Genomic DNA, 13,873 nt, shown 5'->3' with positions numbered 1-13,873 from the left:
GTGGCCGAGGAGCACCGAGCGCCGCGCGCCACGCTCGTGCCTGTGTTCGCATGGCACGCCCCCTGCAGCCGGGCTTCGTCGTGGATCGTCCTGAAAAGGAGCGTTGCCCTGCCATGACGAAGCGATCTTCTCGGCGCACCTTCCTCCACGCCGCCGGTGCCGGCATCGCGCTCGGCGCGTGTGCAGGGGGCGCGCAGCTGCGGCAAAACGCTACATCCCCGGGCGCGGGCGCTCCGGAGCCTCCCGAGGGGCCTTCCTCCGGGGCGCCGGAGGAAGAAGACGTCGCGCTGCCGGCGGGCGGCGTGATGCCGACGAGGACGCTCGGGCGGACCGGCGTGAAGGTCAGCCTCCTCGGCCTCGGCGGCTACCACATCGCGGTCCCCAGCGACGAGCAGGAGAGCATCCGGCTCGTTCGCTTCGCGATCGATCACGGGGTCACCTTCCTCGACAACTGCTGGGACTACCACGACGGCAAGAGCGAGGAGCGCATGGGCAAGGCGCTCCAGGACGGATACCGCAGCAAGGTCTTCCTGATGACCAAGCTCGACGGCCGCACCCGGGCGACCGCCGAGGCGCAGCTCGAGCAGTCGCTCCGGCGGCTGCGCACCGACGTCATCGATCTCGTGCAGATGCACGAGATCATCCGGATGAGCGATCCCGAGCAGATCTACGGGCCCGGCGGCGCGATGGAGGCGCTCGTCGCCGCGAAGAAGGCCGGCAAGATCCGGTTCATCGGCTTCACGGGGCACAAGGACCCGGACATCCACCTCGCCATGCTGAAGACGGCCGAGCGGCAGGGTGTCCCGCTCGACACCGTGCAGATGCCCCTCAACGTCCTGGACCCCCATTACCGGAGCTTCGAGAAGGCGGTGCTCCCGGTGCTGACGCAGCAGGGCATCGGGGTGCTGGGGATGAAGCCGTTCGCCGGCGGGGAGATCGCGACGGCGGGCGTGGTCTCGCCGATGACCTGCCTGCATTATCCCATGAGCTTGCCGACGTCGGTGGTCATCACCGGCTGCGACAGCCTGGGTGTCCTCAAGCAGGCGCTCAAGGCGGCTTACACGTTCCAGCCGCTCGGCAGCGAGCGCGTCTCGGCGATCCTCGCGCGCACCGCCGAGCTCGGGGCCAGAGGAGAACACGAGCAGTTCAAGACCACCGAGCGCTTCGACGGCACGACGAGGAACCCCCACTGGCTGACGACCGCGAACCTCTGAGCGGGAGCGCCGCGGGGCTCCCGACGCAAGGGGGCAAGCCTCGCAACGGGCGTCGCCGCGAAGGCGCCCTGCTCCTCCGCCGACGCCCCGCGCGCGCCAGCCGCCGCAGGTGCCCGAGCGTGTGGATTTTCTAGTCTTACAAGAGAGAGCGCCGCCGACGGCATCAATCGATTGTTGAACTACCGTCGCTTTCCCAGGAGAGTGAATGAATCAGGGTTGCATGTTCGACATGGCTGGCCGCCTCGCCGCCCGGTAATGGTCAATTTTGACCAACCGAATGGACAGCCACTTGACGGTGACTTGACCCTGGATGTGAGTGAATGAGGGGCCATCAAATGTTGACATGATGCACCCGCAGTCATCCATCTCGCGCACTAGTCGTTGTTGTATGCAAACTTTGCGTACCGCGACATTTGTGTCATGGAGCCGCGACATTTATGTCATGGCAACCTGCTCGTTGACTCAGTGGTGAACACGGATACCATGCGCCCCATGTCCACCGGCATGGACCGGCTGCGGCGCCCCTTCATTTTCCGGGACCCTGTCCATGGAGACATCGCGTTCGCACGTGATGGAGCTGACGAGCTCATCCGCAAGATCGTGGATGACGAAATCTTCCAGCGCCTCCGTGGTATCAAGCAGAACGGAGTATTGAACCTGGTGTTCCCAGGTGCTGAGCACTCTCGGTTCGCCCATTCGCTCGGAGCCGCGCACGTTGCTGGCCGCATGTACGACGCGGTGTGTCAAAATAGCGGACGAGCGAACAGTGCTGAGGATCGGAAGCTCACGACACTCGCCGCTCTCTTGCACGACGTGGGGCACGGCCCGTTCTCGCACCTGCTCGAAGAAATTCTCGGGAAGAAGATTTTTCACCACGAAACGCTCACGAGCCGGATTCTCACGGAGGACGGATCCCCGATTGCGACGTGCCTGCGAGAGCATGACAAAGAGCTGCCGGAGAAACTACTCCCGTTCATCGATTATAAGAAGCGGAAGCCTCGCCGCTGGTATTACGGACTAGTGTCCAGCCAGCTCGATGCAGACCGGCTCGACTACACTGCCCGTGATGCGATGATGTGCGGCATTGTAAGCCACCGCTTCGATCGTGAGCGGCTGATCGGCTCCCTGTACGTATGGACGCGGCCATTCAAGGACGACCCTCCGCAGGATCAAGCACCAGAGGAATACATAGTAGTAGACGACAGAGCGCGTGATGTAGTGGAGAACTACCTCCACGCGCTCTACCATCTGTATCAGTCGATCTACCTCCACCACACCGCACGAGCAGTCTCGTGGCTGCTAAACGCAGCGCTCCGGCGCGCGCGCGAGCTTGCAGCTTCCGGTGCCGCCCACCGAGACGCGCTTTTTCCCGGCGGCGACAAACGGGATCCGCTCTGGGCACTCATCGAGGATGGTAATAAGGTTCCGCTCGACGACTACGTTCGACTCGATGAGGCCCATGTTTGGGGACTAATACAGCGTTGGCGTGATTCGAAAGATCCTACGCTGCGGGATCTCTGCGATCGTCTCAAGCGACGTCGCTTCCTGAAAGCGGTTGATGTTTTGACATCCGACTTCGAGAAGCTAGCGACGTTACAGGAGGAAGCGAGAACGCGCGTTATGAAGGCTTTCCCAGGCGTTGAAGCGAATTACTACGTTCGCCTCGACCAGATCGGTCGCGAGAATTACAAGCCCTATCGGTGGGGTCGGGAGGACAGCGGGTCCGACCCGATCCTGCTCGTCTCGAAGCATGGTGAGACTCGGCCCATCGAGGACGAAACGCGTGGCAAGAGCATGCTGGATCTCCTCGATGCGGGGTTCAAGATGCAGCGGCTGGTCGTTCCAGAGGAGGTGCGGGAGGGTCTACCGCCTGACCTGCTCAAGGACTAACCCAGGAGAGAGGATCCGCGGATCATGTCAACTTTCCAAGATCAGATGGACTTGGCGTCGATGTTGGCGCTGATCGTCATTAACACGGGGAAGCTTGTCGGTCGACTCCGGGTCCAAAAACTCATGTATCTCCTCCAGCAGAAGGGGGCAAAGCCAGTGGAACCCTTCTTCTTCGAGTATCACCATTACGGCCCATTCTCCGCCGAGGTAGCCGATGCTATTAAGGGGGCCGTGCGCTCGAAAGTCGTCGCGGAGCATGAAGAGAGCGATGATGATGGGTGGAGGCGCTACGAGTACCAGCCGGGGGAGCGCGCTGTGGATTACGCTGCCCGAGTAGATCCAGTCACACGTGCAGTCGTCGACAACGTGCTCAAGATTTGCGACGGCGCGCACTGGCGGACGCTGGAACTGGCAGCGACGGCCGATTTCCTTCGGCGTGCCGATGATCTCGATCGTGATGCGGCCTTCCGTGAGGCGCTGGAACGGAAGCCTCAGTGCGCTCAGTATGAGTCTGCGGCCAGAAGGCTGCTCCACGAACTCCAGCTTTAGGTAATGTGTATATGATCCCATTTCGCCGGATGCGATCGCAATTTGAGCGGTCCGAGTGAGCCACCATCTCACACTTCACTCCCGCACGTACCACCGCAAGCCACCATCCCGACACTGATCTGCGGTCACTCGACTGCCTCCAGGTGCAAGTCGTCGCCCTTCGCTTCTAGGCAGTATTGCCCACGAAATAAGGCATTATGAGTGCTCCGCGGCTGGGACATAGGCTGTCCTATCGTTGCCGCGTGCGCCTCGAAGATCGCTATTTGTGGCTTAGATTTAGGGCCTACACGAAATCGCCCTGCCCCCGGCTGGTCCCCGGAAGCAGGGCTGCGGAACGCCGAGCGGTTGGGCCGCCCTGCGCACGACGCACGTGCAGCATGGGCCCCCGCTTGGGGAGAGGCAAGGCCCTGCATGGCACACGTGCTGCCGATGGCGAAGCGCGTCGAGGTCGTTGCGCATCTTGTCGAAGGGGCGGGCATCCGACCCACGTCACGGCTCACCGAGGTCAGCAAGCCGGCGATCCTGACGCTGCTACTGCGCGTCGGCGAAGGCTGCGAGCGGCTGCACAACCGGCTCGTGCGCGACGTCGACTGTCGCACGGTCCAGGTCGACGAGATCTGGTTGTACGTGCAGAAGAAAGAGGCGCGCGTGACGCCGGGCGACTCGCCCGAGGTCGGCGAGGCGTACGTCTTCGTCGGCATGGCCAGCGCGTCGAAGCTCGTGATCTCGTACCGCGTGGGGAAGCGCGACGAGGCGAACACCGCCGCGTTCATCGCGGATCTGCGGAGCCGGTTGGTGTCCGTCCTGCAGCTCTACAGCGACGGGTGGGCGCCCTACGTCGCGGCCGTGGGCGCGTCGTTCGCCGGCTCGGTCGACTACGCCCAGGTGGTGAAGCGCTACAACCGGAAGGCTCGCAAGGACGACGATCACAGGTACGAGCCGCCGCGCGACCCGTTCATCACCAAGACGCCGGTCTACGGCGCGCCCGACATGAAGCGCGCCAGCACGAGCCACCTCGAGCGGCAGAACCTGACGATCCGCATGCACATCCGTCGGTTCACGCGGCTCTGCAACGGGTTCAGCAAGCGCCTCCCGCACGACAAGGCGGCCGTCGCGCTGCACATGGCGTTCTACAACTTCTGCCGCCCGCACGAGGCGCACCGCGTGACGCCCGCGATGGAGGCCGGGATGACCGACCGCGTGTGGAGCGTGGAGGAGCTCGTCACGGCGGCGCTCGCCGAAGCGCCGGGGGAGCCCCCGAAGCCGAGGGCGCTGCGCCTGCCGGAGCCGTCACCGGGAGCGCCTACGGCACCGGCCAGAGCGCTCCCGAACGGCCGGGGCTGGCTTCGGGTCGTGGATGGCGGGAAGGGCTCAGCGACCCCTGCTCCGGCGCCAGAGCCGAGCCCAGTGGCGCCCGCGGTCACCTCCGACGGTGGACAAAGTCCGATCCACGAGGTAGTGGATCAAGGTCCTGGTGCCCAACTAGACCTGTTCGCGTGGAAGCCGAAGCCTCGCAGGTCGGTTCAACTCTCACTCTTCAGCGAAGATGAGCCGTGAGCGGCTATGGGTTTCTCAGGCTCGTGTCGAGGAGGCAGTATGAGGGTTGTACTGTCCAGCGTAGACGAGATCGACGGAGTCGTAATCCGTGTCAACTACGGAACCGTAGAAATCGACATGCAGCACGCGCGGCGAGTAGGCACGAGGATGGTAGAGTCCAGGTCTTCTGGAACAGAAGGCGAGAAAGAGGAGCTATCTACCGAGGGCGCGCTTTAGCCAGACGATAGTTTCGTCTGGCGTCTGACCGCTGCACGGCTCTTTGATAGTGGCCGTCACAAGCGTGTCGTTCCTGTCGAGGAATTTCATCGCATGGTTGTACACGTCATCAGCAGTCCACCGAACGCTATGCACTGCATAGCATGACTCTGACAGTTTACCCCATTCCTGGAACGACTTGATGTAGTTCAGCAGCTTATCGCGCTTGTCGCCCGGTAAGTTCACATCATACGTAATCAGGACCACTGCCATAGACCCAATCTCCTTGTATGAGTTGGGCACACGTATCCCTTGACGCGGAATGCGAGATGTGAAATTGATACAACTGTAACGCCGCGAAGCGTTTCCGCACGAGGGATAGAGTGCGCCGAGGCCGGCCTGCTTGCGACAGGTCACGGCTTCCCTTTCTCTACGCTCGAGGATTCGACTCGCGCAAGGGCAAACGTGGGGCACTCAGGATCCACGTGGACATTCATTGATCCAGGTTTTCCTGGAAGCATATCTGCGTCGTGATGTCAAGCGCTTTGCGGCCTCTTGTCGGCGCCACCGCTTCAGTCGCAGCGCCAGGGCTTCCCAGGCGATCCTGAGCCTGCTGAGCGCCGTGTGCGGGCTCATGCGGTGCTTCCGCGCGTACGCCGAGACGCTCTCTGGGTCGTCGACCGAGAGGAGCGCATCGACCTGCCAGGGCGGCAGGCTGGCCATGGCGTCCAGGATCTCGCGCGCCTCGATCTGGGCGCGCAGGTCGATGCCGACGGGCTCGCGCAGCAACCCGAGCGGCGACGGATGGAGCACGGCGAGGCGCACGTACGCGGTGTGGATGTAGTGCGAGGCGAGGCGCCACGCGATGCCGTGCAGCCACTTCCTCAGCGCATCGCGCGGCTTGTCCCGAGGGTCCGGGCGGTAGAGCCCACGTCGGACGGCGTTCCAGGCGTTGAGCCACACCTCGGCCTCCACGTCACGGCGGTCGCGCTTCGGGATGCCGGCGAGCGTCGCCAGGACGATGCCGCGCTCGGCAAGGATCGCCTCCATCGTCGGCTTCTTCCTGGGGTGTCGTGCGGCAGGCGGGCGTCCGGCCCCCTTCCGCCGGGGCTTCATCCGCTCCTCCCGCACGTCGGGCAGCGGTGGACCGGAGCGAGGCCACCGAGCAGCTGCTCCACGGTGACGCCCGCTGCCTTCGCAGCGCGGAGCGCGGTCGCAGGCGAGCCGTTGGCCCGTCCGTTCGCGATGCTCTCGATCGCGATGCGTTCGCGATGCTCTCGATCGCGATGACGGACGTGTCCATCACCTCGGCCAAGCAGGACCACGCACCGTATGCCGATCGAAGGCTGCGCAGCGCGGCGCGGAGCCGCTTGCGCTGGGTCGGGGTCAGGGAGAGGCAGGCGGAAACGCGGCGCTGGCGCCTGGGCGCACCTTCGCCTTGCCCACCGTCGGGTGGGAGCAGGTACAACTGCATCGTCGGACCTCGCGTGATCGGGGTTCGGCCACGCAGCCCGGGCGATGGCAATCGCCGCGGGCTGCACTTGCTTGAGGCCGAACCTACGCGGCGAGATCCCTAGTCGCCACGCCGTTCAGGCAAACTTGACCACTCAGCGCCAAAGTTGGCAATTACCCGCCGCCCAGGCGCGAGCCCATGTCCGACATGGCCGGCCGCCTCGCAGCCCGGTAGTGGTCAAAATTGACCAACCGTCTCGTCGTCGTCTTGACTGCCATCCGGCGGCCGGTCCTTGGCTGCGTCACTGCGCAGTGCGGCCACGACCCACGAATGTGGCACGTTGGCGCAGCATTCGGCACACGTAGGCTGCCTACGCTGGGACGGTCCCGTTATGGGGATCGTCTCTGGTGAGCAGGCGATCGCCGACACGGGTGCGCCGATGATGCTCATGTACCCATGTGGGATGCCGCCGTCCGGCGATCCGCGCGTCGCGTGCCACACTCCGTCTTTAGCTTGGACGCACATCGGAACTGGGTCGATTGGCTCTGCGAGGCAGTCCTCATGGTCGGTCATTCAGCGACGCTACCACGCGCGCCGCACCGTTCGTCAGCGTTGGCGACCAACGACGCAAAAGAGCCGTCAAACAGGCTGTAAACGCGCACGAGGGCTAGGACAACCCGTGTCCTATCTGCTCAGAAAGCCCGGGAAACAAGGCGTTTCGTTGCTATCTTGCAGGGTACTTAGCAAAGCGCCCTGCCCCCGGCTGGTCCCCGAGAGCAGGGCTGCGGAACGCCGAGCGGAAGGTCCGCCCTGCGCACGACGCACGTGCAGCATGGGCCCCCGCTTGGGGAGAGGCAAGGCCCTGCATGGCACACGTGCTGCCGATGGCGAAGCGCGTCGAGGTTGTGTCGCACCTCGTCGAGGGGGCGGGCATCCGCCCGACGACGCGGCTCACGGAGGTGAGCAAGCCGGCGATCCTGTCGCTGCTGCTCCGCATGGGGGAAGGCTGCGAGCGGCTACACAACCGGCTCGTGCGCGACGTCGACTGCGTGACGGTGCAGGTCGATGAGATCTGGAGCTACGTGCAGAAGAAGGAGGCTCGCGTGAAGCCGGGCGACTCGCCGGAGTTCGGGGAGGCGTACACGTTCGTCGGCATGGCGAGCGCGTCGAAGCTCGTGATCGCCTACCGCGTCGGCAAGCGGGACGAGGCGAACACCGCCGCGTTCATCAAGGATCTGCGGGCTCGCCTGGTGACCATCCCGCAGCTCTACAGCGACGGCTGGGCGCCCTACGTCGCCGCGGTCGGGTCGTCGTTCGCGCTCGCCCCCCGTGTCAGAGAAGTTGTCGCCCGGTCTGATCCGCTTACGAAGGATCAGGTCACCGTTGTCGGGGAGCGGAGACAGGCTTTGAGGTGAGAGAGTACTCAGAATCCTTCAAAAGAAAAATCGTCCAGCGGCTTCTCGCTCCAGGAGGACCGACGGCGGTGGCGCTGTCGGCCGAGACGGGGGTGCATCAGACGACGCTCTCGCGCTGGCTTCGCGATGCTCGTAGCCTGGCGCCGATGTCCGACGACGCTCGCCGCTCCGCCGCTCCGCCCCCTGCCGTCGCTCGCCGCCCCGAGGACTGGACCCCGGAGCAGAAGCTGCGCGCGATGACGGAGGCGGCGGGGCTCTCCGAGCGGGAGCTCGGCGAGTATCTGCGCCGCGAGGGGCTGCACGAGGCGCAGCTCGCCGAGTGGCGCAAGGCCGCGCTGGAGGCGCTGGGCGGGCCGGCGAAGGCAGGTCACAGCCCGGCCCCGTCACGGCGCGTTCGGGAGCTGGAGAGGCAGCTGCGGCGCAAGGACAAGGCGTTGGCCGAGGCGGCGGCGCTGCTGGTACTGCAAAAAAAAGTCCAAGCCATTTGGGGGGACGGGGACGACGACACGGATCCGGAGACCGACAGGTGACGCTCGAGCTCATCGATGAGGCCGTGCAGGCCGGCGCCACGCTGGAGGCGGCCTGCAGCGCGCTCGGGCTCAGCGCGCGGACCGTGGCCCGCTGGCGAGGAGAGGCCGGCGGCGAGGACGGCCGCGCCGGACCGCGTCACGCCCCGGTGCACAAGCTGACCGACGTGGAACGCCGGCGCATCGTCGAGACGGCCAACAGCCCCGAGTTCCGCAATCTCTCGCCCAAGCAGATCGTCCCGCGCCTGGCCGATCGTGGCGTCTACATCGCTTCGGAGTCGAGCTTCTACCGCGTCCTGCGCGAGCAGGGGCTGCTCGCGCACCGCAATCCGGCTCGACCGGCACGCGCCCATCGTCCTCGCGAGTTCGTCGCCAAACGCCCCAATCAGGTGTGGTGCTGGGATATCACCTACCTGAAGAGCGCAGTGCGCGGAGCATTCTACTTCCTGTACCTGGTGGTGGACGTCTACAGCCGCAAGATTGTCGGCTGGTCGGTCGAGGCCGAGGAGTCGATGCTGGCTGCCGCTCGCCTCGTCGAGCATACCTGCGGCCGCGAAAACGTGGGCTCCGGTTGCCTGGTGCTGCACGCGGACAACGGCGGCCCGATGAAGGGCTCGACCATGCTCGCCACCCTCCAGCGCCTGGGCGTCGTGCCCTCTTTCAGCCGTCCTCGCGTCAGCGATGACAACCCCTACGCCGAGGCCCTGTTCCGCACGCTCAAGTACCGGCCCGAGTACCCACGCCGCCCGTTCGCCACGGTGGAGCAGGCGCGCCAGTGGGTCGAGCACTTCGTCGCCTGGTACAACAGCGAGCACCTGCACAGCAGCATCCGCTTCGTCACGCCCGACGACCGCCACCGCGGTCGCGATGGCGCGTTGCTCGCCGCCCGCCACGCCCTCTACCAGCGGGCCCGCCGCAGGACGCCCCTGCGCTGGACCGGTCAGACTCGCAACTGGACACCGATCGGCCCCGTGACCCTCAACCCCCACACCCACGAGGCCAAAGCACTCATGAGGACCTGACCGATTCACTGGACAACTATCTTGACACCCACCGCTCGCGGGCTCGGTCGACTACGCCCAGGTGGTGAAGAACTACCGGCGGAAGGGCCGCAAGGACGACGACCACCGCTACGAGCCGCCGCGCGACCCGTTCATCACGAAGACGCCCGTGTTCGGCGTGCCCGACATGAAGCGCGCCAGCACGTCGCACGTCGAGCGGCAGAACCTCACGATCCGCATGCACATCCGCCGCTTCACGCGGCTCTGCAACGGCTTCTCCAGGCGCCTGCCGCACCACAAGGCGGCCGTCGCGCTGCACATGATGTTCTACAACTTCTGCCGCCCGCACGAGGCGCTGCGCGTGACGCCCGCCATGGAGGCCGGGCTGACTGATCACATCTGGAGCATCGAGGAGCTCGTCGCCGCGGCGCTTGCCGAGACGCCCACGGAGCCGCCGCAACCGAAGGCGCTCAAGCTGCCCGATGCGCCCGCGGGAGCGCCTACGGCGCCAGCAAGGGCGCTCCCGAACGGCAGGGGGTTCCTCCGGCTGGTTGGGGGCGCGCCGGCTGCGCCTGTGGCGCCTACGCCGCCCGCCGGACCTGAGCCCCAGCCGACCGCGCCGGGGCCGAGACGGATGACGCAACTCAATCTTTTTGGAGATGATGAGTGATCGCCGCTTGCAAGTGGTTCACAGAAACATCGTACTACACGATGTCTAACGAACTGGTGCGCCCCCAATCAGCGACGACTGGGGCATGCTTCGCGGGCGGTGTGCCGTGATCGAAGACGACGGCATCGAGGCACTTCGCGCGGCCCGCGCTGTCATCTCAGGTTCGCCCGTGCTTCGCAGCGTACCACGCGAAAGAACACTGGCGGACGCGATCGACGACATTGCTCGCGATGCTGGGACTGGATGGTCACAGCGTGGCAGTGACCATCATCGCCGATGACTACCCGCGCACCTTGTCCAATGCATCCAGCGCGAGTCGCTCCCAGTCTTCTCTGGGAAACTTGCTCGTGAGGTTCACGGCACCGTGCCGTGTCAGTCCTTCGGATCCATGCGCGCCGGCATTGCCGCCAGCAAACAAGTGAACACTGCCGACCCCGGTGCTGATGTTACCGGCAAACAGGAAACGAACAGCGGCCCATCGCTCCATCTTGCCAATCGTGCTTGGCACCTGAAATACAAGAGAGCCGAAGTCCACGTACTGCCCACCGTCGACGACCACGTTCCTCCTGTCGGATATGACCGTCGCCTGGATATTTAGCGCCGAAAACTCTCGCCTGATACCGCTCAGAATGCTTGTTGTTGACGCGAATGCTTCATTGAAGACGGCCAGTTGTGCCTTTTTAACGTTCTCCGCTTCGTCTCTTGCGCGCTGCTCGGCTGCTCCACGCTGCTCGGCTTCGCGACGCGCAACGGCTGCGTCTTTCGTTATGTCGTTCATGATGTCTTTCAGTGGTCGGCTCATGATCTGGCTCTCCTTGGTGCGACGCGCGAGCGTTGCGTCTTATAGACGTTCAAATAACGCACTGCCCGGCTCGCCGCAGGGCAGCCGGGCAGTGCGGACGCTAGCCGGTGTTACCGGCGCGGCGTCTTTCTGGTCATCCGCCTCGGGACAGGCGCGGCGGGTGCAGCGCGGTGAGCGCTCGACTGCCGGTCAGGCGCCTGGCGGCGCGGACCGTCGATCCTCACCTCCAGCCGAATGGCCCGGTAGCCGAACTCGTACGCGTATACCCGACGCTTCAGTCCCCAGTTCCAGTAGCTGGAGACGTAGATAAACCTGTACCTCGGACGGGGATCGTCGTTGGCCATGAGGGCCTCCTCGAACACAACTGCGTGACTCACGGATTGTCTCGGCGGGACCCGCCCGCAAAGACGCAAAACTCCGTATCGGGCGCGACGGCACGTGGTCGCCGTGCCGACGACCGGCGCACCCGTTCACGCTCTAGAGACGCGATCGCTTGATCGCATGGCACACCTATCCCCGCTGCGACGCGAAGGTCGCTGAAAGGTGCTTGCGCGGCGCCTTTCGAGCGGGTAAGGTAGCGACTGTGTGACGGTGCTACCCGTCCCCGCCCGGGGCCGGTCGTGCTGCGCAAGCCGGTTGAGACCGGCCCGGGTCGTTGGGGGCGCTGCAACGCCCTTACCGACCCGAAGTCTTATTTGTGGCAGCTACTCGTCCGCTACGTCCTCCTCCGAATAAGGAGCCACGTTTAGGCCGTCACGCGAGGCTCCTTCGAGGAGCTTGCCGAGCTCGGCCTCGTCGTCTTCAACGTGGTCGATCGCGTCAGCAAGTCGCAAATGCGACGCCGAGCGGTAGCGACCACGGGTCGCCATTTTCGATATCTTGCCTGCGCGAGCAAGTCTGGCAAGGGCGGAACGAGCCGACTGCACGTTCTCCAGTTGAAGCAGTTTGGCGATCTCCGGGACGCCGAAGTCCCTGTCCGGAAACTCGTCGAGCAGACCGACGATCCGTCTGGCGGCACTGGCCTCCGCCTCGTGCGCCGCAATGACAGCCGGATCATGGGACGGCCTCGGCGACACCGGACCGTCGTCAGTCTCCAGCAGCAGGTCGAGTTCGTACTCCAGCCTGGCCAGTTCGCTTCGCAGCGTCTGAATCTTGGCCCCGACCTGGATTATCTGCTCGCGCCTGCCCATGCCCGACCTCAACCGTCCGACATTGTCTACGAGAACGTCCGGGGAGGGGCAAGGTCGAAACTGTTTGAACCAGTGATTTCTGAACGAAACACCCGTAGCCGGAGTTACACACAGGCAGCGAACATCTTTTGAACAAGTTATCCACAAGTTAGCCAACCACGTTGCCGCGGATGTCGCGACGGCATCCGGCGCGAAGTGGTCCGCCTACCTGTCGTGCCGGACGAAGAGCTGATCGATGGCGTCGAGCGCCTGGATCGCGCCGACCGCCTGCTGGGCCGCTGCGCGCTCGGTCTTGGTTCTGGCCTCGATGATGGCGTCGAGCACGTCGGCCCAGAGCTTGTCGCGGTTCCAGGGGCGCACGCCGCGGAGGTCAGCCAGCGCCGGAACCTCGCTGGCGATGAGGGAGAGGTCCTCCTCGGTCAGCACGCGGCGCGTCTCGCGGGCGCTCATCGCCGCCACCTCTTGAGCCGCAGCGCCAGCGCCTCGCGGGCGATCTTGAGCCGCGACGCCGCGGTGTGCGGGTTCATCCGGCGCCGCTTGGCGTACGCGACGAGCGACTCCGGGTCATCGACAGAGAGCAGCGCCTCGCGTTGCCAGTTCGGCAGGCTGGCCACGGCGTCGAGCACTTCGCGCGCCTCGATCTGGGCGTGCAGGTCGACGCCGACGGGCTCGTGCAGGAACCCGAGCGGCGACGGATGGATCACGGCGCGGCGCACGTACGCGCTGTGAACGTAGTGCGACGCCAGCCGCCAGGCGATTCCGTGCAACCACTTTCGCAGGGCGTCCCTCGGCTTGTCCCGGGGGTCGGGGCGGTAGAGCCCACGGCGGACGGCGTTCCAGGCGTTGAGCAACACCTCGGCTTCCACGTCGCGGCGGTCGCGCTTCGGGATGCCGGCGAGCGTCGCCAGGACGATCCCGCGCTCGGCGAGGATCGCCTCCATCGTCGGCTTCTTCCTGGGGTGTCGTGCGGCAGGCGGGCGTCCGGCCCCCTTCCGCGGCTTGGTCACCCGGACCTCCCGCACGCTGGGCAACGCTGCACGGAGGCGAGCCCGCCGAGCAGCTGGTCGACCGAGACGCCCGCTGCCTTCGCAGCGCGGAGCGCGGTCGCTGGGGAGCCGTTGGCCCTACCGTTCGCGATGCTCTCGACCGCGATGACGGACATGTCCATCACCTCGGCGAGGCAGGACCACGACCCGTACGCCGATCGAAGGCTGCGCAAGGCTGCCCTGAGCCGCTGGCGCTGGGTTGGGGTGAGGGAGAGGCAGGCGGAAACGCGGCGTCGGCGCGCGGGCGCACCTTCGCCTTCTTGCTCGCCCGAAGGCGAACGGACTACCGTGAGCATGTCGGACCTCGGTTCTGTCGGGGTTCGGCCACGCAGCCCGGACGATTGCCGTCGTCGCGGGCTGCACT

13 protein-coding genes and 2 pseudogenes are annotated in these 13,873 nt (G+C 65.4%); 7 read left to right on the top strand and 8 right to left on the bottom strand.

Annotated features, from left to right (window positions below):
- Positions 1-113: 113 nt before the first annotated feature.
- The 4 genes from WMF27_RS38820 to WMF27_RS38805 all read left to right on the top strand — a co-directional run bounded on the left by WMF27_RS38820 (position 114) and on the right by WMF27_RS38805 (position 5,210).
- Entirely contained in the window at positions 114-1,214 is a 1,101-nt protein-coding gene (locus WMF27_RS38820) for an aldo/keto reductase (RefSeq protein ID WP_437763861.1), read from the top strand.
- A 492-nt stretch (positions 1,215-1,706) separates the two neighbouring features.
- Positions 1,707-3,104 (top strand): HD domain-containing protein, encoded by a 1,398-nt coding sequence (locus WMF27_RS38815; protein ID WP_437763862.1) that lies wholly within the window; start codon positions 1,707-1,709, stop codon positions 3,102-3,104.
- 24 nt (positions 3,105-3,128) lie between these two features.
- On the top strand, positions 3,129-3,653 hold the full coding sequence (locus WMF27_RS38810) for a hypothetical protein (protein ID WP_437763863.1): 525 nt from the start codon (positions 3,129-3,131) through the stop codon (positions 3,651-3,653).
- A gap of 411 nt (positions 3,654-4,064) precedes the next feature.
- Positions 4,065-5,210 carry an IS1 family transposase gene (locus tag WMF27_RS38805; RefSeq protein WP_437763864.1) on the top strand — a complete coding sequence of 382 codons (1,146 nt, stop codon included), beginning with the start codon at positions 4,065-4,067 and terminating at the stop codon, positions 5,208-5,210.
- A gap of 192 nt (positions 5,211-5,402) precedes the next feature.
- Here WMF27_RS38805 and WMF27_RS38800 read toward each other — a convergent pair whose 3' ends face one another.
- Together WMF27_RS38800 and WMF27_RS38795 are read right to left on the bottom strand one after the other, a co-directional pair.
- Complete coding sequence (locus tag WMF27_RS38800; protein WP_437763865.1) at positions 5,403-5,678, bottom strand: hypothetical protein; 276 nt, start codon at positions 5,676-5,678, stop codon at positions 5,403-5,405.
- A 201-nt stretch (positions 5,679-5,879) separates the two neighbouring features.
- A complete protein-coding gene (locus WMF27_RS38795) occupies positions 5,880-6,455 on the bottom strand; it encodes a sigma-70 family RNA polymerase sigma factor (protein WP_437763866.1) in 576 nt (191 codons plus the stop codon).
- A 1,269-nt stretch (positions 6,456-7,724) separates the two neighbouring features.
- Here WMF27_RS38795 and WMF27_RS38790 point away from each other — a divergent pair.
- From WMF27_RS38790 to WMF27_RS38780, 3 genes and pseudogenes are all read left to right on the top strand, one after another.
- Positions 7,725-8,174: pseudogene (locus WMF27_RS38790) on the top strand (IS1 family transposase); the annotation flags it as partial.
- A 95-nt stretch (positions 8,175-8,269) separates the two neighbouring features.
- Positions 8,270-9,822 (top strand): IS3 family transposase gene (locus tag WMF27_RS38785; RefSeq protein ID WP_437764853.1). Its coding sequence is split into 2 segments (ribosomal slippage): positions 8,270-8,747 and positions 8,747-9,822, totalling 1,554 coding nucleotides; the frame shifts between segments, so codons are not numbered across the junction.
- Positions 9,823-9,862: 40 nt separating this feature from the next.
- Positions 9,863-10,471 (top strand): annotated as a pseudogene (locus tag WMF27_RS38780) (IS1 family transposase); the annotation flags it as partial.
- A gap of 280 nt (positions 10,472-10,751) precedes the next feature.
- On the opposite strand, the gene WMF27_RS38775 reads toward WMF27_RS38780, so the two are convergent.
- The 6 genes from WMF27_RS38775 to WMF27_RS38750 all read right to left on the bottom strand — a co-directional run bounded on the left by WMF27_RS38775 (position 10,752) and on the right by WMF27_RS38750 (position 13,625).
- Positions 10,752-11,273, bottom strand: coding sequence for a hypothetical protein (locus WMF27_RS38775; RefSeq protein ID WP_437763868.1), 522 nt, complete (start codon positions 11,271-11,273; stop codon positions 10,752-10,754).
- Between the two features lie 110 nt (positions 11,274-11,383).
- Positions 11,384-11,650: a hypothetical protein gene (locus WMF27_RS38770; RefSeq protein WP_437763869.1), complete on the bottom strand. Its 267-nt coding sequence runs from the start codon at positions 11,648-11,650 to the stop codon at positions 11,384-11,386.
- 327 nt (positions 11,651-11,977) lie between these two features.
- The gene (locus tag WMF27_RS38765; protein ID WP_437763870.1) at positions 11,978-12,463 is read right to left on the bottom strand and encodes a hypothetical protein; all 486 of its coding nucleotides are present in this window, start codon (positions 12,461-12,463) and stop codon (positions 11,978-11,980) included.
- 204 nt (positions 12,464-12,667) lie between these two features.
- Positions 12,668-12,913, bottom strand: a complete 246-nt coding sequence (locus WMF27_RS38760) for a hypothetical protein (RefSeq protein ID WP_437763871.1) — start codon at positions 12,911-12,913, stop codon at positions 12,668-12,670.
- A complete protein-coding gene (locus WMF27_RS38755; RefSeq protein WP_437763872.1) occupies positions 12,910-13,404 on the bottom strand; it encodes an RNA polymerase sigma factor in 495 nt (164 codons plus the stop codon). Before WMF27_RS38755 ends, WMF27_RS38760 begins: the two co-directional genes overlap by 4 nt.
- 62 nt (positions 13,405-13,466) lie before the next feature.
- Positions 13,467-13,625, bottom strand: coding sequence for a hypothetical protein (locus tag WMF27_RS38750; RefSeq protein WP_437763873.1), 159 nt, complete (start codon positions 13,623-13,625; stop codon positions 13,467-13,469).
- Between the last annotated feature and the right edge of the window lie 248 nt (positions 13,626-13,873).

It is taken from the genome of Sorangium sp. So ce281 (genome assembly GCF_051527395.1).
In the GTDB taxonomy this organism is placed as follows: domain Bacteria; phylum Myxococcota_A; class Polyangia; order Polyangiales; family Polyangiaceae; genus Sorangium; species Sorangium cellulosum_B.
The sequence above is the reverse complement of the archived record's forward strand: the minus strand, read 5'-3'. Positions and strand labels throughout refer to the sequence as shown.

Excerpts from the sequence above, each read along its gene's own strand:
- WMF27_RS38820 (WP_437763861.1), top strand. The coding sequence starts at position 114 with ATGACGAAGCGATCTTCTCGGCGCACCTTCCTCCACGCCGCCGGTGCC.
- WMF27_RS38815 (WP_437763862.1), top strand. The coding sequence starts at position 1,707 with ATGTCCACCGGCATGGACCGGCTGCGGCGCCCCTTCATTTTCCGGGAC.
- WMF27_RS38810 (WP_437763863.1), top strand. The coding sequence starts at position 3,129 with ATGTCAACTTTCCAAGATCAGATGGACTTGGCGTCGATGTTGGCGCTG.
- WMF27_RS38805 (WP_437763864.1), top strand. The coding sequence starts at position 4,065 with ATGGCACACGTGCTGCCGATGGCGAAGCGCGTCGAGGTCGTTGCGCAT.
- WMF27_RS38800 (WP_437763865.1), bottom strand. The coding sequence starts at position 5,678 with ATGGCAGTGGTCCTGATTACGTATGATGTGAACTTACCGGGCGACAAG.
- WMF27_RS38795 (WP_437763866.1), bottom strand. The coding sequence starts at position 6,455 with ATGGAGGCGATCCTTGCCGAGCGCGGCATCGTCCTGGCGACGCTCGCC.
- WMF27_RS38775 (WP_437763868.1), bottom strand. The coding sequence starts at position 11,273 with ATGAGCCGACCACTGAAAGACATCATGAACGACATAACGAAAGACGCA.
- WMF27_RS38765 (WP_437763870.1), bottom strand. The coding sequence starts at position 12,463 with ATGGGCAGGCGCGAGCAGATAATCCAGGTCGGGGCCAAGATTCAGACG.
- WMF27_RS38760 (WP_437763871.1), bottom strand. The coding sequence starts at position 12,913 with ATGAGCGCCCGCGAGACGCGCCGCGTGCTGACCGAGGAGGACCTCTCC.
- WMF27_RS38755 (WP_437763872.1), bottom strand. The coding sequence starts at position 13,404 with ATGGAGGCGATCCTCGCCGAGCGCGGGATCGTCCTGGCGACGCTCGCC.
- WMF27_RS38750 (WP_437763873.1), bottom strand. The coding sequence starts at position 13,625 with ATGTCCGTCATCGCGGTCGAGAGCATCGCGAACGGTAGGGCCAACGGC.